Source organism: Proteiniphilum sp. UBA5384 (genome assembly GCF_002410825.1).
Taxonomy (GTDB): Bacteria; Bacteroidota; Bacteroidia; order Bacteroidales; family Dysgonomonadaceae; genus Proteiniphilum.
In genome coordinates, this window is sequence record NZ_DHOS01000010.1 from 200,714 (window position 1) to 219,238 (window position 18,525).

An 18,525-nucleotide genomic window follows, 5' to 3' on the forward strand; every position below is an offset into this window, starting at 1 on the left:
TTTGCAAGAGATGGAGGACGAATTATTGGATTTTCAGATAGAGAGCCGTACCGATGCTATTATTAAAGTGATCGGGGTAGGTGGTGGTGGCGGAAATGCTGTCAACCATATGTTTCAGGAGGGCATTCATGATGTCTCTTTTGCATTGTGTAATACAGATAACCAGGCTCTGATGGAATCGCCGGTACCGGTAAAAGTGCAACTTGGGGGGCGTACTACCGGTGGATTAGGAGCGGGTAACAAACCTGAAATAGCGCAACGCGCAGCTGAAGAGAGTGTAGAATTGATTGAAAATCTCCTGAATGACGGTACCCGGATGGTCTTTATTACTGCCGGCATGGGCGGGGGAACCGGGACAGGTGCCGCTCCCGTGGTCGCTCGGGTGGCTAAGGAGGCGGGCATCCTTACCGTAGGTATTGTGACTATCCCTTTTATGTTTGAAGGACCAAGGAAAATAGTCCAGGCGTTGAAAGGTGTGGAGGAGATGGCGAAGAATGTGGATGCACTGTTGGTAATCAACAACGAACGCTTGCGCGACATCTATAGTGATCTCACTATGTTAAATGCTTTTGCCAAAGCAGATGATACTTTGGCTACAGCAGCCCGGAGCATTGCCGAAATCATTACCCTCCATGGACATGTGAACCTCGATTTTGCAGATGTAAACACTACATTGAAAGATGGGGGAGTGGCCATTATGAGTAGCGGACTGGGTAAAGGCGAAGACAGGATCAATGAAGCGATAAAAAATGCGCTGCATTCACCATTGCTCAATAATAACGATGTATTCAGTGCCAAAAAGATACTTATTAATCTCTCCTTTGGCGAGGAGTTCCCTCTGATGATGGAGGAGATGAATGCCCTTCACGACTTTATGTCGAAATTCAGCCGGGAGATAGAGGTTATCTGGGGTGCTGCAGTGGAAAATTCGCTGGACGAAGAGGTCAAAGTCACATTACTCGCTACGGGTTTCTCCATTTCCAGCGTTCCCGGAATTGAAGAGCATGAACAGGAAAAATCGAGGGCCGAGCAAATACAATTGCAGATCGAGAGGGATGCAAAACTGGAGCAGGAGAAGAAAGACAAGGACCTGATCGAGAAATATTACGGGAAAACCGGCTTGCAGACTTTGACTACTGTCAACTATCGGTTAGAGCCCTTCGTGCTTACTATCGATGAGCTGGATGATGATAAGGTGCTGGAGGCATTGGAAAAAACACCCGTCTTCAAGCGGGAATCTAATTTCAATCCCCGCATATTCGCTGCGGATACGCAGCAACAACAATCATCCTCTCTTTTCGATTGATTTTAATTATAATCACCACTACTTCCCGAAGGTCGGAACAAGTTGTCCCGATTCATGGAGATCAGTAAATTAATAAATCAAACTTATGTCATTCATTGATACAATTACAGACGAAATTAAGAAAGCTATGCTGGCCAAGGACAAGGTGCGTTTGGAAGCATTGAGGGCCATCAAGAAAGAGTTGCTGGAAGCCAAGACCGCTAAAGGTGCCGGAGAAGAACTGACTGAAGCGGCAACGACTGCCATCTTGCAAAAGATGGTGAAGCAGCGCAGGGATAGTGCCGATATCTATACAGCGCAAAAAAGAGATGATTTGGCAGAACCCGAACTGGCACAGATGGAAGTAATCCGTGAGTTCCTTCCTGCACAACTTTCCCCGATAGAACTGGAAGCTGCAGTAGGACGTATTATTAAGGAAACCGGCGCCACTTCCATGAAAGAGATGGGTAAGGTGATGGGGGTTGCCTCCAAGGAGTTGGCCGGTAAAGCAGAGGGAAAAGATATATCAGAAACCGTAAAGCGACTCCTCTCTTTTTGAAAACTCCATTTAATTTTTCCTGTTATAAGGTACATATACCTTTTTCAGGCGTTTATCCAGTTTATTGCTTTTCTGCACTGTTTTCTCTAATTTTTGCAGTTCTTTGTCTTTGTCCTTGTTGTTGTTCAGGTTATCCGTCAGCATCAGCAGGGAGAGTGTTTCCTGATCAATGAAATTGATCTTGAAGGCTACGGTACTGTTCTCTATTATATCATTTTGTGCCAATTGAATACGGTAATCTTTTCCCGGTGTGTAATCGAATGAGGTAGCGTTATATCCCAACGAATTGGCTGATATGGAAGCTATTTTGCTGCAGGGGGTGAAAAACACCTTGCCGTCGTTCCCTGTCACCTTGTTGCTGACTAATTTTCCTGATTTAGTGCGTGATTCCACCAAGATACCCTGGACGGCATAATGTTGAGAATTGACGGTATGTATCACGCAAGTATCCTTTTTCGTACCGTCCAATACCTCGAAAGTCGTTTTATCCCCACTATAATCGGATGTGTGGATAATAAGGTACTCACCGGATATCTCGTATTTCCCTTCCCCTACATGCGCGGAGGAAAGTCCTCCGAAGCCGGTTATCCGGAAGATTACGTTTTCGCCCGTGAAAGCAATGGAATCAGCCCCGTTTTTATAAGTTCCTTCCATCTGGGCAAAGAGTGGTATTCCCGACAGGAGTATGATTGCGAGTAATAGAATTTTTTTCATGTTCGTTTCATGTATCTTTGAACAACAAAAATACGATTAATATTCGTAGTGAAAAAATGGGGGAATCAATTCAATAATTTTACAACCCTTTTTCCGCTAGGTATCGTTCTGCATCGATAGCTGCCCTGCACCCGGTGCCGGCAGCAGTGATAGCTTGTCGGTAGATAGGATCGGCCGCGTCGCCACAGGCGAAAACACCTTCCACATTGGTTTTTGCCGTAGGCTGTTCGGTAATGATATACCCTACCTTGTCCATATGGATGAAATCCTTGAATATTCCTGTGTTGGGCGTATGGCCGATGGCAAGGAAAAATCCGTCGACAGGAAGATCGTACCGCTCTTCATCCTGTTCACCTAAACGTTTTACCAGATGAACGCCTTCCACGCCGTTCTCACCGTATAACCCTACCGCGTTGTGTTCGAAAAGCACCTCAATCTTGGGATTGTCCATCACGCGCTCCTGCATGATCTTCGATGCACGCAGGTAGTCCTTGCGCACAATCATATATACTTTGTTTGCCAGTCCCGCCAGATAAGTAGCCTCTTCACAGGCAGTGTCACCACCTCCTACTACAGCCACCACTTTTTTACGGTAAAAGAACCCGTCGCAGGTAGCGCATGCCGACACACCTTGACCGGCATACTTGGTCTCATCCGGCAAGCCGAGGTATTTTGCAGATGCCCCGGTGGAAATAATGACGGTGTCTGCTTCAATCTCCTGTTCATTGTCGATAGTCACTCTGAGGGGGCGTACTGAGAAGTCGACGGCGGTAGCCCTTCCGGAACGGATGTCTGTCCCGAACCGTTGCGCCTGTTTCTTCAGGTCTTCCATCATTTCCGGACCGGTGATCCCTTCGGGATATCCGGGAAAGTTCTCTACCTCAGTGGTGCTGGTCAATTGGCCTCCCGGCTCCATCCCTTCATAAAGGACTGGTTCGAGGTTTGCCCGCGACGCATAAATAGCAGCCGTATAACCGGCCGGTCCTGACCCGATGATCAGGCAACGTGTTTTTGTTCTCATATTTTCTTTGAATATTAAAACCTTCTCGGTCAAAGTTACAACTTTTCTTTCATATACGCCATTGGATATTCACATTATCTGAGATCCACTATCTCCACACCGGGATGATCTTTCTCTTCGAATCTGAAAGTGGCATCGTTGAATTGATGATTGGTATTATAACCGGAGATATCAATTCTATTTTTCGTCCCGTCGGCCATCATGAGGATTACCTGGACGATATTACCACTTTCCTTGTCCAGCGCTGCAGTGATGGATTTGAAATCTTTACTCTGGCTGACGGGCACCATGTCGATCAGGTATGTGCCCCTTCCGTTGATTGTTTTTGATGCGGGCGCTTTTAGTATAAAGCCGTTCTTGTATATTCCCAGGAGAGCCAACGGGCTTATGGTTGCGATCTCACTTGCCGTAGGCGCGCTGATATTCACTTCGTCCACATCTTTCATCCATACCCATTGGGTTTTACCGTCGAACCAGATGTCCATCGCTTCCATTTCCAGTTTGAACTTATCGCCTTTTATATAGGCGCCCCCCGACTGGGGTGCGTAGTCTGCCCCGTCCTTGTCGGTCATGGTTGATTTGAACGACAGCTTGATGCCGTTGGATACTTCGTAATTGGCATACGCTTTGTCCAGAAGTGCCCGGGCGTCGGTTGAATTTTGAGCGGATGTGTACCCGGAAAAGAAAAGAATCAGTAATATGGAGGTGATTGTTCTCATTTTTGCAATGCTTGGTTTTGTTTGAGTGGTTTGGACGATAAAAACCGGGATTGGTTTACTCTATGCAATATTTGTAAGTGTGGCGATTGCAACTAAATCGTTTGTCTGTAGTTGCATCCATACCAATTACCTCAATGAATCCAGTAATTTCTCCAATGAATATTCATCTGAGATGAATACTTCCCGCGGTTTACTTCCCTGCACGGCACCTACTATCCCTGCGGCCTCGAGTTGATCCATCAACCTCCCGGCGCGGTTATAACCAATGGAAAACTTACGCTGGATAAGCGATGTAGAGCCCTGTTGGTGTACCACGATAAGACGGGCGGCTTCTTCAAAAAGCGGATCCTTGTCGCCCAGGTCGGTCGCACTGCTCCCCGGTTCACTATCGGAGACCACCTCGGGCAGCGGGAAGGCAAAGTCATATCCCTGCTGTTTCCCGATATACTGGGAGATATCTTCCACTTCAGGTGTATCCACAAATGCACACTGTATACGGATAAGGGTGCTGCCCTGTGAGAAAAGCATGTCTCCCCTCCCGATAAGCTGGTTGGCGCCACTCATATCGAGGATGGTGCGGGAGTCGATCTGCGACGTGACCCTGAAAGCCATCCGGGCGGGGAAGTTGGCTTTGATGGTACCGGTGATGATATTGGTGGTGGGGCGTTGCGTGGCAATCACCATATGGATACCCACGGCACGTGCTTTCTGCGCAATACGGGCGATAGGCATTTCAATCTCTTTCCCGGCAGTCATGATCAGGTCCCCAAACTCGTCGATTACTACCACGATATAAGGCATGTACCTGTGTCCTTTTTCGGGATTCAGCCTGCGTTTGATGAACTTTTCGTTGTATTCCTTGATGGTACGTACGTGTGCCCTCATCAGCAATTCATAACGATCGTCCATCTCCTTGGTAAGTGAATTCAGTGTCTGGGTCACTTTGGTGATATCGGTAATGATCGCCTTCTCTTCATCGGGCAATTTAGCCAAGTAATGTTTCTCTATCGCGGAATAAATATTGAATTCCACCATTTTGGGGTCGACCAATACCATCTTCATTTCCGACGGATGCTTTTTATAGAGCAGTGATGTGATGATGGCATTCAACCCAACCGATTTTCCTTGTCCGGTAGCTCCCGCCACCAATAAGTGGGGCATCTTGGTGAGGTCGAACATGAATACCTCGTTGGTAATGGTCTTTCCCAATGCCACAGGTAGTTCGTAGTCACATTCCTGGAATTTTCGCGAGCTGATCACCGATTGCATTGAAACAATCTGCGGATCTTTATTGGGTACCTCAATTCCGATAGTCCCTTTGCCGGGCATTGGAGCGATAATTCGGATACCCAATGCCGAGAGGCTGAGTGCGATATCATCTTCGAGGTTCCGGATTTTGGAGATACGCACACCTGCCTGCGGTACGATTTCGTAAAGGGTGATGGTGGGGCCTACGGTGGCTTTGATTGAAGTGATTTCAATGCCATAATTTCGCAGGGTGTGGATAATCCTTTCCTTGTTCTCATTCTGCTCGTTCATATCCACAGCCCGCTCGCCGGTATTGTACACTTTCAACAGGTTCATCGTGGGGAACCTGAACGAGGAGAGGTCTTTCCGCGGATCATAATCTTCTTCCGGGAAAGTATCCGGAAGCATTGTTTCTTCTTCGCGGCTTTTATTTTCATCACGATTCCTCTCTGCCTCCTGTAGGGGAGTATGGGATGGTTCATCATCTTTTGGAACGAACACCTCAAATTCGTCTCCAATAGGTGTTTGTTGTTTCGTGAGGGTTGGTTTGGAAACGGTTGTGAACGGTTCTGCCGGTTTTTGTCCAGCATTGGTCTGCATTGTTTCTTCCGAAGGTGCTTTTATCTCCTCATCCTCGTCATACTTTTCTTCCTTTACCGGTCTCAATGTCTTCAGCCATGCAAAGAACCGCTTGATAAGACCCGGTTTTCTCTCGTCCTCCTCTTCGCTTCCGTGGTAATAATCATCTGTAGTGGGCTCTTCCTCCTGTGACGCAAATGAAGCGGTACTATTGATCAGTGTCTTTTGTATTTTGTACATCGAACTCTTTCTGAAGACTACCACAATAATTGTGATGAATAATATGATCAGTAACATGATACCGGGCCATCCCACACTGCTTTCCAGTATCCCTTCAATCTGGATGCCGTGAGCTCCGCCCCACTTTACATGCGTCTCCGGAATTATCCGGTCGAGGATAAAGGCACTGGCAACAGAGCCGCCAATAAGTCCGAATGCAACAATGAAGAGAGCCTTCATAAATGAGAAATCGGAAACTTTCATTATACGCAGCCCCAGGAAAATCAGGAAAAAGGGAATAAGTGCGGAAAACAGGCCAAACCCGTCATTGACAAGTCTCTCTGCGATATAAGCGCCACCCGCACCCGTCCAGTTGTCCACTTCGGGTGATTTGGAACGCACCACTTCCATGAAAGATTTGTTCAGGACTTTACTCTGGTCGGCAGCACCGGTAAAGAAAAATGAAATAATGGCCAGCAGCATGAAGATGCCGATGAAGGCGACAATCACCCCCGAAATGAAATGCACACGTTCATTCTTCAAAAAGGAGAGTATCCTTTTCTTCTGTCCTTGTCCCTGTTTTGGTTTTTGTCTTCTTTTCTTTCTCTTGGCCATAGAGGATATGTTTCCTTGACTTTTGTAATAGTTGCGATGAACAACATAAACACTTACAAAACTTTAATGCAAAAGTAACAAAAATTTCGCAGATATTAAATCTTGAATTAGAAAGGCTGTTTTTTTATTCTCCGATCAATTGGGGTCTTTTCTGTTTAAAAGGAGGTAGGGGTATGTGTCTTTTGTCGGTCTAAAAAGCGGAAGGTCCGCGAATCACTTCGCAAACCTCCCTTGTTAACACAATCTTCATGAAACAAACTACACTATCGAGTTGATTGCAGAATGATAATCCGGCTCCTGTGCAATCTCAGGAACCAGTTCCGTATGTATCACTTTCCCTTCCGGGTTTATTATTACCACAGCCCGGGCCAAAAGACCTTTGAGCGGACCGTCTGTCATCAGCAGACCATAGTCTTCACCGAATGACTTATGTCGGAAACAGGAAAGAGTGACAACATTTTCAATACCTTCCGCTGAGCAGAATCTTCCCGCTGCGAAAGGTAAGTCGGCAGAAATGCAAAGTACCACCGTATCCTTCAACGAAGCGGCTTCCTTATTGAAGCGACGTACAGAAGCTGCACATACACCCGTATCGATACTCGGGAAAATGTTAAGTACAACAAATTTCCCCTTGAAGTCCGATAAACCGGCTTCGGAAAGATCGCTCTTTACCAAAGTAAAATCGGGGGCTACCGCACCTTTTACGGGTACCTCTCCAATTGTATGAACGGGATTGCCTTTAAATGTGATACTTGCCATTATAATATTCTAATTTAAAATTGATTTTAATCCTTTTTATTTAATTCTCTCACAAATCTATTCTTTGGTCTTTTGTGCTTACTGCCAATGTCCCTTTTCTGTAATCACTAAACAAAGAGTTGATTTAAATGTTCATGATTACTATATTTTTAACTTTAAATGAGTTCCTCCTTCAGATAAACTGCCGTGTAACTTTTACTCTTGCTGACAATTTCTTCAGGTGTTCCCGTCGCCAGGATCTGACCGCCCCTCTCTCCACCCTCGGGACCCAGGTCGATGATATAATCGGCACACTTAATCATATCGAGATTGTGCTCGATGACAATGACGGTATTGCCTTTATCCACTAACTTGTTGAGCACCCCCAGCAGTACGCGGATATCTTCGAAATGTAAACCGGTAGTAGGCTCATCCAGTACATAGAGTGTGTTTCCCGTGTCGATGCGGGCCAATTCTGTAGCCAGTTTTACCCGTTGGCTTTCTCCACCCGACAGGGTAGTGGAGGATTGTCCCAGCTTGATATATCCGAGTCCTACCTCCTGTAACACTTTTATCTTATGTGAGATGTTGGGTACATTCTCAAAAAAGTCTACCGCCTCATTGATCGTCATATCCAATACGTCGGCGATCGATTTTCCTTTGAACCGCACTTCAAGGGTTTCCCTGTTGTATCGTTTTCCGTGGCACACTTCGCAGGGGACCATCACGTCGGGCAGGAAATTCATCTCTACAGTTTTGTAGCCATTGCCACCGCATTGTTCACAGCGCCCTCCCTTCACGTTAAAGGAAAACCTGCCCGGTTTATAACCCCGTATTTTTGCTTCCGGCATTCCTGCAAACAGCATACGTATATCGGAGAAAACATTGGTATAAGTCGCCGGGTTGGAGCGGGGTGTGCGTCCTATGGGGGACTGGTCTACGCTCACTACTTTATCAAGGTGCTCGATGCCTTTGGCAGATTGATAGGGGAGAGGATCTTTTAGCGACCGGTAAAATTTCTGGCTCAGGATAGGTTGCAGCGTCTCGTTGATCAATGTCGATTTTCCACTGCCTGAAACGCCTGTCACGCAGATAAGTGTCCCTAAGGGAAAGGTGGCCGTCACATTTTTCAGGTTGTTGCCGGATGCTCCTTCAATAGTGAGGCTCTTACCGTTCCCCTTCCGTCTCTTTTTTGGGGGGGCAATCTCTAACTTACCGTTCAGGTAGTTGGAAGTGAGTGTGTTTTTCTTCAGCATCTCCAAAGGAATGCCTTCAAATACCACATCACCGCCTTTCTGTCCGGCAAACGGTCCCATATCCACGATATAATCGGATGCAAGCATCATGTCCTTATCATGTTCTACCACAACCACCGAATTCCCCGAATCACGTAATTTCTTCAGCGAGTCGATCAAACGGTGGTTGTCACGTTGGTGAAGACCAATACTGGGTTCGTCAAGTATATAAAGTACATTTACCAGTTGCGATCCGATTTGGGTGGCCAGGCGTATACGTTGGCTTTCCCCGCCCGAGAGGGATGCAGAGGACCGTGAGAGTGAAAGGTAGCCCAATCCCACGTCCAGCAGAAATTGAAGGCGCGAAAGAATCTCTTTCCTGATTTCTCCTGCAATCAATCTTTGTTTCTCCGTCACGGCAGCTTCAGACGAAATAATCCAGTCGTACAGGGATTGTATGTCCATTTCCGACAGTTCAGCGATATTTTTTCCGTTGATTCTGAAATGGAGTGCTTCCTTGTTCAGTCTTTGCCCGTGACATTCGGGGCAGACGGAGGTGGTGATGAACTGCCCGGCCCATTTTTGTGCAGAAGCCGATGCCTCATCTTCCTGCTGCATCTCAATGTACTTGGCTACCCCTTCGTAGGAAACCATATAATTGGAATTTCCCAACGACTCGTTCTTGATTTTTAGCCTTTCATCGGTGCCGTACATGATCTCATCAATCGCTTCCTGCGGGATATTTTTGATAGGTGTTTTTAGCGTTACACCATACTTTTCACAGATGGCCGCAATTTGCCAGAAAAGCAGGTTACTACGTTCTTTTCCTAACGGGGTGATACCGCCCGCAGCGATACTTATATTGGGATCAGGAATAATTTTCTCTATATCTATCTGATCTACCGACCCGATGCCTTTGCAACGCGGACAAGCTCCTTGCGGCGAGTTGAAAGAAAAATTATGGGGTGCCGGTTCATTGTATGACAAGCCGGTGGTAGGACACATAAGACTGCGGCTGTAGTGGCGCACTTCGTTGGCATCCACGTCATGGATGAGGATTAAGCCGGAGCCCTGCTTCATGGCAGTGCGTACACTGCTTTGTAGTTTATCAGCAAACTTATTGGATACAACCAACTTGTCAATCAGGATTTCGATGTTGTGGTTTTTGTACCTGTCTACCCTCATACCGGGGATGATCTCCCTGATTTCGCCATCTACCCTTACATTGAGATATCCTTTTTTCCGGATTTGTTCGAATAACTCCTTATAGTGTCCTTTCCGGTTTCTTACTATCGGTGCAAGGATATAGATCTTTTTACCGACATACTTTTCCAATATCAATTCCAGTATCTGGCTGTCGGTGTACTTGACCATTTTTTCACCGGTGATATAGGAATATGCTTCACCCGCGCGGGCATAAAGGAGGCGTAAGAAGTCGTATATTTCCGTAGTGGTACCGACCGTAGAACGGGGGTTTCTATTGGTAGTTTTCTGTTCAATCGAGATGACCGGACTTAATCCTGTGATCTTGTCAACATCAGGACGTTCCATCTTTCCAAGAAATCCCCTTGCATATGCGGAGAATGTCTCTATATAACGGCGTTGACCTTCGGCAAAAATAGTGTCGAAGGCAAGTGACGATTTACCGCTGCCGCTCAATCCGGTGATTACCGTGAGAGAATCGCGCGGTATGGTTACGTCGATATTTCTTAGGTTGTGTACGCGTGCGCCATACACCTGAATTTGCTCTGTTTCTGAAGCCATATCCCTTTTTACTTCACTACCCATGCCGGATTATGTATCTTTGGTTTCTCCCCCTTTTTATAATAAAGATCACCTTGCGTAGGAATAAGCAAGGTATATGTTTTACCGGAGGGATTACTCAGGCCGGTATCCCGTAACCATGAATTGAAATCCTTTAATTGGGCATAAGTGATATTATGTTGTTTGGCAAACTCCGCTAAATCGGGTATGGAAAAAGATACTTCCACCTCTTTGAATTGCATTGGCTTATAGAGATGCTCCGGTTTGATAATGAATCCATATTGTTGTGGATTTTCAAAAATTTCCTTGATGGCGAGCATCCGGTAGTAGTAGCGTGAGGTTTCTTCTGCCAGCCAGAGATCGAGTGAATCGTCTACCCCCTGGTTTTTTAGACCGTTGGTAATACGTGCCTGTCCCCCATTGTACGATAAAGTCGCAGCACTCCATGAGCCGTATTTCCGGTAAGCTTCTTTCAAATATCGGCAGGCTGCTTCAGTCGATTTTTCCACGTGATAACGCTCATCCACACTGGAGGTAGTTTCTAATCCGTACTGTTTGGCCGTACTTTGCAGGAACTGCCAAAGTCCGGCTGCACGGGCGGGCGACACTGCCCTGGGATCGAGGTTGCTTTCTATTACCGCCAGATATTTCAAGTCGTCAGGAACGCCCTGTTGTCTTAGAACTGGTTCGATGATCGGGAAAAAGCGGTTGGCCCGTTTAAAAAGTAATAGGGTGGTAGAATGGAAATAAGTGAAACTGTTCAGTTCCCGGTCCATCCGCTCCCGTTTGTCGTAACGGTCGAAAGTGATTTGCTCACCGGCAAATTCCATCTTTTCCGGAACGGCTACCGAAGCAGTCATGGAAAGCACCAAAGGTCTTTCCGTTTCGGCTTTTTCAATATTATTTCCGGAGGTGAGGATAATGAATAGTACCGTCCCACCTGTTATAATTATTGATAATAAGATGAATACCGTATATTTCTTCATTCTTTTCCCTGACGTTACCCGGTCGGATACTACACCTTTGGAGATTAGTCTCCTTTAATAATTTTTTTGGACTATGCAAAGATAATTGTTTTTTTTGTAACTCGAAAATTTATAAGATACGGAGCAATTTCCTGTTTCACTGGAAAGGAGTTCGAGAGGCGAGGTATTCCACCTCAATCCATAGCCGGTCTTTGGAGCCATCATATATCTTGGTGACATATCCATCCTCGTCAAAATCATAGAGTATCTTGTGTGGATTTGCCTGTCCCGTGAATCCTGCCGTGGCGATAAGATTTTTGGAGGTCTTGCCTGCCAGGGCAAGCAACATTCCGGGCTCGTCGTACATCTCGTTGATAAAGCTGTTAATATCCAGTGGGGCGACCTTTCGATACTATTTCGGTCACATATCCCTTGCTGTTCAGTTTGAAAAACAAAGTATCATTATAATAGTTATAGCATGACTCTATTGCGGTCATTGGTCGTGTTCATTTGCAATGGCCGGTGCGACGGATATCCACAAATCGTCTTGTGACACTTGCCGCAGCGAGGTGGCGAGGCTTTCTTCCTCTTCGGGGGAAAAAGGGTTGTTGAACGCCCAGAGGCGATTAATCTTCTCGTTCTGCGATAAATCCAGAGAAGGGATTCGGTTGTTATGGCATAAAAGGCGTGCCAGCTCACCGTTTTGGGTCACGTCGAGTGTAGAGAGTTTGTTGGCGGAACAGTCCAGATAGGCAAGGGCGATATTGGTGGACACGTCCAATTCCGTGAGTTGATTGTCGCATGCCCAAAGCGAGACCAGCAATTCGTTTTTCGACACGTCGAGCGAAGAAAGACCATTGGACGAGCAGTCCAGCCGGACGAGTGCGTTGTTTTTCGACAGGTCGAGCGAGGTAAGCCGGTTAAGCCTCACATTCAGTGTTTCCAGCGAAGGGCACTTGGCGATGTTGAGGGCGGTCAGTTCATTGCCGGCGGCGGCGAAGTAAGTGAGGTTCCCATGCACCGCTACCGTATGCTTGCTGCCGGACAGAGGGTAGTCCTGATAAGCATTGAACAGGGAGATGTCTTCCGATCCGTCTTCGGCACGGATCCCGTCGCCGTCAAGGTCGATCCATACACCGGCCCGGTCGGCCGGGAGAGCGTCCACGGCAAGGCTCACCATGGCGTCGGCACGTTCCGTGGTCAATGAAATCATACTGCCTGCTTTTCCGGGAGGCAGAATTTCCCCGGGCAGCCCCAAATCGTCTTCTCTACAGCCAAACACAATTAGGGCAAGTAAACTTATTGCTGTAAATATTTTCTTTATTTTCATTTTCTTACTTATAATTCAACATCATACACATACCAATGATTTCGCTCTATTTTCTCCGGAAGAAAGATTTGAGAGATATCCGGCCCGAATTCGGGTGGCGGAGTAGGACCGGTGTACGGCACGCTTATCCCTATCGATGACAGCGGCCGGTCTGCTTCTTTGTCTCTTTCGTTAATATAGGTGACCAGTTGCAGGTCTGTAACAATAGAGTTACCACTCGTTTCCGGAATAGGCCATACCGTCCAGTCCGATTCTCCCAGCGAGCGGAGGTCTACCGTCGCATTGGGAGCGGTAAGATCTGATTGTTTGGTGGGGGCGGGTCTTACTGCATAAGAGTTCTTATCGAAATTCAGGAAGGCATAATGGTACTGTGGTCTTTCGGTCAAAGTGGCATTGGGATCGTTGATATCTCCTTCTTTCACCACCGGTATGCTTTGGTGCTCTTGTGTAAGCCTGATATTCAGTTCTACCTTGGCGAGGGCGCGCACTAGTTTTATCTTGGGATTTGAGCCGCCGGTACCCAATATCCGGTTGTCGATGAAATTGTGGGTAACGTTTCCCGACATTAGTATAGGGGTGGACAGCGTGGGCGTCCAGGGAGTGGCGGTTGTGCATAGTACGTTTTCGAGTGCCGTCATTCCGTTGCCGGTGATGGTCGTCACATTGTCCAGGGCAGTTTTTAAGTTGACACAGTTAGCCACGATAAAAACCTGTCGTGTGCCGGCTTCAGCCTGCGTCATATTGAGTGTGATCCTGCCGTTGGTTTTGTCCCAGTTGCCACTTTTGCCGTTATGGGTAAAAGTGCCCGGTGTGCCGATGTAATATTTTACCGGGTCGGTACCGTCGCTCTTGAAGAGGAAGAGGTAAAGGTCGTCGATTTGATTTTCTTCGATGCTTCCGGTGTCTGTCGCACGGGTTGTGGGGGGTGGGTTGGAAAAGGTGGTTGTGAAGGGTGAGATGGTCGAGGTCGCACTTTTTGGAGTGACGGTTATTTTTGTAAAACCGTCTGATATAAAGGCAATTTCCACCCCTTTGTCGCTGCCGGTTACTACTTCGTCTTCGCCGGAACAGGAGGCGAAAGAGAGTCCCATCCACAAGGTAATTCCCAGGAATATGTATAGTTTATACTTCATCACTTATCACGTATAATTTTAATGTTCATTCAAGTTTCGTATGGTTTAATGATTATAACTAAAGCATCCGTCTGGCGATGTTTTGTGATTCATTACAATTTAAAAATGTATGCCTTTATGCCATTGTACCACACTTCCAGGTATTCAGCTCCTGTGGTGGGTTCGGTGTTTAGCGTGTATGTCTCCGAGGCGGTGAGTTTCAACGCCTCTGTTTCATTCCCGTTCATGAATGTTTTTGTGCCGCTACCGTCGGTAAAAGTATATGGCGAAACAGTTTTCAACACTATATTGTGTGGAGTGCAGGCGTCAAAGGTGTTGCTGACGGTAACCGTCTTCCCGTCCACCTCCACGTTGTAGCCGTACCCCATATAGAGCGACTTGTTTTCTTTTTCCCACGGGTCTATCTCGTAGAGGATTTCAATCGTCTCCAGATTCTTGATGGTGAACTTGTAGTGGTGGTTCCGGTAAATGTTATAATCAGGTTTGTTCATCAGTTTACCTGTAGCGAAATCCAGATAATTGGCGTAAGGTTTTACCGGTGTCACGTTCGGGTCCGTACCGGGAATCCCGTAAGAAATGATCGGAACTTCATACGTTGTGCCGTCCGTGGTCTTCACCGAAAAATAATTCACCGGTTTATGGGGGCTCTCTGCCGTCCATGTGGTGGAAACGGGAAACAATGCTTCCGGCATATAGTAAACGTAGGTGTTGGTTCCGGTTATAGGTGTCAGCGTGGCATCGGTTTGATACGAGGGTGAAGCCACAGGCGGCTCCTGTTCTACCGGACTGTATTGTCGGAAAGCATTATGGAATTTCACTTCGGCGATACCTAAATCTGCTCCGGTGAAGGTCACTTCCAGTTTGGCTACAGCACGTGTGAGCATCACACAGGGTTCTTCGGTAACGGTGCCATTTTCCGTTAGGACGGCTACCGTACCCCCCTCTGTATATTTCGGTTTGAACGGAGCGGGCTGGTAGAGCGTTCCTCCCGCGGGGATGGGCTGGTTGCGGTACACACGCGACACGGGAAATCCGTTGTCGTCGGCCGCACCCCGGTAGAGGGCTTCATCCAGGTTGCGGAGTTCGCCCATGAAAGCATCCATCGCGGTCCGGTCAGCAATATTTTTCAAGTTGTTTTGTGTGCCTGCCGGCAGATTACCTACGAAATAGAAATCGCAGGTGCTTCCCGTTTTCAGCTTCGCAGTAAAGGCATAGGCCGACTCCCCGCTTCCGAGGTTATCCTTGAAGTAAGGAGTCTCCATCCTGCTGCCGGTACTGCTGTCGAACACCAACAGGGCGAGATTGTACATGCGGTCTTCAAAATCGGTCTTGTCGGTATTTACGGACGCCTTACCGTCGGCATGTGCCATCCGGGTGCTGATATTGAGGTATGCAGTCGGTCCTTCGTCTTGCGGAGGCTCGTTGTGGATAACGTTGTCGCACGCCGTGAAGGCGAGGAGCAGTACGGCAATTAGTATGTATTTCATTTTAAATTGCATCATTATTATTCCTGAGGTTTTACAATATCGAAGGGAGCGATTCACATTTCAGTTTCAAAGCTGTGTACTTGCCATCCGTTTACATAGATGGCACAACTGAAGTGGGTGTCGCACTCTGCACAGTAATCCTTGATGGTCACCTTAATGGTGAAATCATTGTCGCAACTGAGGTTTGCCTGTCCGTTTTGTGCGGCGAGCAGGATTATGGCGATAAGGTCGCCGTCGAATACGGTCTCGCCCTCTTCTTGGTTGCCTGTGTAGGAGATATACAATCTGTTGTCGTATCCCGTCCACAAATCAAGCATGTCATAGTGCCAGGTGGCGGTGTTGTCGTCATAGAGCGGACCGGTGGTAGCGGGGTAGGTGATCACCTCCTGCTTGAGCGGCATGGAGCCGTCGATATGCAATGTCCCGTTGCCCGATGATACTTGGGCATGCAATTCCTCGAGGTCATATTCCTTCATGGTCTTCTTGTCGAATTCCACAATCAGCTCCACTCGGTTGGTGATTTCCCGCAAGTTGACGGCGGTATACTTGTAGAGGCTGCCATACTCTTCCGGGTTGGGAAGATAGACAACGGGGCTTTCGCCCTGCCACACCTGCGTATCTCCGAGATTTTCCGCCCTGCCGGAAGCCGTTTTCAGGGTGAGCATCACATCTTTTTTACTGGTTTTTCCATTGGTGAAAGTAGCCGGGATAAAATGATTATCTATGCCGGCCCATGCCACGAAGGAGAAACTGCCGTTGGACACCGGCACCAATATCTCATAGTCGCGGCTGAGCGTCACGTTTTCTTTTGTGACAGAAGTGACCAGCCTGTCATTTTCATCAAACGCGAAGAGGGTAAGCGAAGGGACGCTCCCGATGAATGTTGGATTTGACTGACAAGGTGTCATCGAGTAGAATTCCACATATACACCTTGGGGACAATCGGACAAATCATCATAGATCAGAGAGTCGCAACCCCAGAAAATTGTTCCCAACGCGAACAGCATTATCCATATCTTGTTTCGTAAATTCATCATTCGTTGCGTTTTGAAAGTTTGTATAAAAAATATTGTTGTTTCCTGCCCGGATGCGTAGTGGTGGCATGCTTACCATTCCTTTTATCCTTGCCAAGCCGGACAGTTTGTTTGGTTGTTGTGAAAACCCGGGGGAGGAGAACTCCCCGGGGAGCCTCCCCCCCCCGGGCAACAGTCTGATTGCTCTAACGTTTCTATATTACAATTTACATTGATTTATTACATTTCAATTTCATAAGAGTGTACATTCCAGGGTAAGATATTTGCTTCTACACTCATCCATGTTTCCAAGTCTGGAAGCGGTCCCGGAGGCGGAGGTGTGGGTGTGCCGATAGGTTTCGGATCGGGATTGGTAGGATCCTGCTCGTCGGGATCTTCCGGATAGTACGGGTTCCAGTTGCTTCCGATACCTTTGAATCCGGTGATATGGATATGGTATACGTTGTTGCGGATTACGGGAGAGTTCCACCATGTAGCGGGACTGGTTGTGGAGGGGTTCACCCAGGCATAGTAAAGAGTTTTACCTTTTACATAAGTATATGCAGACTGGCCGGCTACACCCCCTTTGTCGGGGTCGACCACATTGTCCAGTTCGATATAGAACAGACCGTTTTCACCCATATAAAAATCGTCACCTTCAGTGTAAGAGGAGGCCGCATGCGCTGCATCCGCAAAAGTTTCGGGTACAAATCGGGCACGTACCATCACATAAGCCGTATTGGTTCTCAGGTAACCGCAGGCAGCAGCGCTGGTACCTTCGGGATGGATGGTGGGCAGGATGAACCTTCCGTCCAGCAACCCGTCATTAAGGAAGTTTTCCTTGATTTCACCGTTGTCAACCGCATCACTGTACTGGGCCAGTGTGGGTACGTCGGTTCCGCCCAACTTATTTGTGCGGTTTTCAAACAAACCGGAATAGTCATAACCGGCTGCTGCTTCAGTCCAGTCGGTAGAAGTCCAGCCCGTGGGTTTAAAACTGAATTTCGGAGTTTGATAATCGTTTTTCCTTTGCAGGTAGAGGGAGTTTTCGCCCTGTGCTACCACCCAGGTGATATCTTTTACGGTACCGAGGACTTCGCCACCCAGTTTCACTTTAAACTCGTCGGTAGAGGCTCCGTCACCTTCAGCCCTTGTCACCATTACCCGTGCGACGGTTCTTTCCACATTCACGCTGACACGGTTTTTCGGATTTGCTGAGGCCAATGTTTCTTCTTTTTTTACATTTTCCTGCACATTAATGGTAACATCGTTGTTATTGGTCATCACAATGGTTTCTACATTGTTTGTGTCATCCTGATTTACAAAGTTTTGGGCGGATGAATAGTCCAGCGTCTGGTTAGGAGTGCTTCCTGTTAATTTATTCTCCAGTTCGTAGGCTTTTGTCTTGAAGACCTCTTCGAATTTACCGGCAGAAGTGCTGGCAGCGGTGCTTAAATCGGAGATCAAGTCATTGGTACCGTTGATCACCACAAATACTTTTTTGAGGCCGGCTGATGTGGCGATGGCGGCATTTCCGGTAGCTTTGGGTGTGAGCACGTTACCGTTTTGGGTGTAATCGTCACTCAGGTCGGCGGCGCTTTGCCATGAAGTCACCGACTTATTGTCTACCAGATAGATGTTGATTTTTTCAATCTTGTCCTTACCCGCCCAAGTACCTACAGGATTATAGTCCTGGGGTAATGCACGTGGTGTGGCAGTGTTGCTTCCCACGGAGAATGTCACCGCCACATGGGTGTTGGCTTTTGCTCCGTCGTCGGTGCCATTTTGTGGCACGTCGTCATTGTTACAAGCTGTGAAGCCTGCTCCGAGAGCTACGACAGCCATCAATAAAAATCTACTGAATTTTTTCATTTTTAAAAAATTAATTAATAATAAAAATT

The 18,525-nt window shown here is 47.3% G+C and carries 15 protein-coding genes; 2 read left to right on the forward strand and 13 right to left on the reverse strand.

Annotated elements, in window-relative coordinates; all coding sequences use genetic code 11:
- The first annotated feature begins 10 nt into the window (after window positions 1-10).
- Both ftsZ and B4G81_RS03735 read left to right on the forward strand, forming a co-directional pair.
- Entirely contained in the window at window positions 11-1,306 is a 1,296-nt protein-coding gene (ftsZ, locus tag B4G81_RS03730) for a cell division protein FtsZ (RefSeq protein ID WP_294080235.1), read from the forward strand.
- An 85-nt stretch (window positions 1,307-1,391) separates the two neighbouring features.
- On the forward strand, window positions 1,392-1,844 hold the full coding sequence (locus B4G81_RS03735) for a GatB/YqeY domain-containing protein (protein WP_294080236.1): 453 nt from the start codon (window positions 1,392-1,394) through the stop codon (window positions 1,842-1,844).
- 9 nt (window positions 1,845-1,853) lie between these two features.
- On the opposite strand, the gene B4G81_RS03740 is transcribed toward B4G81_RS03735, so the two are convergent.
- The 13 genes from B4G81_RS03740 to B4G81_RS03800 form a co-directional block, all read right to left on the reverse strand.
- Window positions 1,854-2,558: a hypothetical protein gene (locus B4G81_RS03740; protein WP_294080238.1), complete on the reverse strand. Its 705-nt coding sequence runs from the start codon at window positions 2,556-2,558 to the stop codon at window positions 1,854-1,856.
- 79 nt (window positions 2,559-2,637) lie between these two features.
- A complete protein-coding gene (gene trxB / locus B4G81_RS03745; protein WP_294080240.1) occupies window positions 2,638-3,579 on the reverse strand; it encodes a thioredoxin-disulfide reductase in 942 nt (313 codons plus the stop codon).
- A gap of 74 nt (window positions 3,580-3,653) precedes the next feature.
- Entirely contained in the window at window positions 3,654-4,298 is a 645-nt protein-coding gene (locus tag B4G81_RS03750; protein ID WP_294080242.1) for a LolA family protein, read from the reverse strand.
- A 126-nt stretch (window positions 4,299-4,424) separates the two neighbouring features.
- On the reverse strand, window positions 4,425-6,959 hold the full coding sequence (locus B4G81_RS03755; RefSeq protein ID WP_294080244.1) for an FtsK/SpoIIIE family DNA translocase: 2,535 nt from the start codon (window positions 6,957-6,959) through the stop codon (window positions 4,425-4,427).
- Between the two features lie 258 nt (window positions 6,960-7,217).
- Window positions 7,218-7,718, reverse strand: a complete 501-nt coding sequence (gene tpx, locus B4G81_RS03760; protein WP_294080246.1) for a thiol peroxidase — start codon at window positions 7,716-7,718, stop codon at window positions 7,218-7,220.
- A gap of 155 nt (window positions 7,719-7,873) precedes the next feature.
- Window positions 7,874-10,696, reverse strand: coding sequence for an excinuclease ABC subunit UvrA (gene uvrA / locus B4G81_RS03765; protein WP_294080248.1), 2,823 nt, complete (start codon window positions 10,694-10,696; stop codon window positions 7,874-7,876).
- 8 nt (window positions 10,697-10,704) lie between these two features.
- Window positions 10,705-11,682, reverse strand: a complete 978-nt coding sequence (locus B4G81_RS03770; protein ID WP_294080250.1) for a lytic transglycosylase domain-containing protein — start codon at window positions 11,680-11,682, stop codon at window positions 10,705-10,707.
- A 136-nt stretch (window positions 11,683-11,818) separates the two neighbouring features.
- Window positions 11,819-12,028 (reverse strand): hypothetical protein, encoded by a 210-nt coding sequence (locus tag B4G81_RS03775; protein WP_294080252.1) that lies wholly within the window; start codon window positions 12,026-12,028, stop codon window positions 11,819-11,821.
- 126 nt (window positions 12,029-12,154) lie between these two features.
- A complete protein-coding gene (locus B4G81_RS03780; protein ID WP_294080253.1) occupies window positions 12,155-12,991 on the reverse strand; it encodes a leucine-rich repeat domain-containing protein in 837 nt (278 codons plus the stop codon).
- 8 nt (window positions 12,992-12,999) lie between these two features.
- Window positions 13,000-14,124: a fimbrial protein gene (locus tag B4G81_RS03785; RefSeq protein ID WP_294080255.1), complete on the reverse strand. Its 1,125-nt coding sequence runs from the start codon at window positions 14,122-14,124 to the stop codon at window positions 13,000-13,002.
- A gap of 92 nt (window positions 14,125-14,216) precedes the next feature.
- Window positions 14,217-15,611 (reverse strand): hypothetical protein, encoded by a 1,395-nt coding sequence (locus B4G81_RS03790; protein WP_294080257.1) that lies wholly within the window; start codon window positions 15,609-15,611, stop codon window positions 14,217-14,219.
- Between the two features lie 53 nt (window positions 15,612-15,664).
- A complete protein-coding gene (locus B4G81_RS03795) occupies window positions 15,665-16,648 on the reverse strand; it encodes a FimB/Mfa2 family fimbrial subunit (protein ID WP_294080259.1) in 984 nt (327 codons plus the stop codon).
- Between the two features lie 216 nt (window positions 16,649-16,864).
- Window positions 16,865-18,496, reverse strand: a complete 1,632-nt coding sequence (locus B4G81_RS03800) for an Mfa1 family fimbria major subunit (RefSeq protein WP_294080260.1) — start codon at window positions 18,494-18,496, stop codon at window positions 16,865-16,867.
- Window positions 18,497-18,525: the final 29 nt, after the last annotated feature.